1 protein-coding gene is annotated in these 308 nt (G+C 62.3%); it reads left to right on the top strand.

From position 1 onward, the window contains the following. Positions 1-16: 16 nt before the first annotated feature. A partial coding sequence (locus AMS65_RS00210) for an Asp23/Gls24 family envelope stress response protein (protein ID WP_206541942.1) occupies positions 17-308 on the top strand: 292 nt, incomplete at its 3' end.

The following is a 308-nucleotide window of genomic DNA, read 5'->3' on the forward strand; positions in this document are numbered from 1 at the left end:
GGCCCACACCTACGGCATGAGCCATGAGGCTGACCAGGGCTCAACAGTACTGTCCACAGACGCCCTGGGAAGGGCCGTTGAGGAGCAGATCGAGGAGTTCCCCGGAGTCAGTAGCGCTAGCGTGAGATTCTTTGGAGCCCGTGTGGCTCCCGAGATGATGGTTCAGATCGATATCGATGACCGCGCCGACGTACGAAAGCTCGTCGACCGGTTGGAGTCCGAAGTGGCTCGCGACGTCGAGGCGGCCCTGGACGCGAAGCTGGTGCGGTTTGGGACGAAGCTGCGGACCGGAGCACACGTCACTGGAA

It is taken from the genome of Leucobacter celer subsp. astrifaciens, from assembly GCF_001273835.1.
In the GTDB taxonomy this organism is placed as follows: Bacteria; Actinomycetota; Actinomycetes; order Actinomycetales; family Microbacteriaceae; genus Leucobacter; species Leucobacter celer.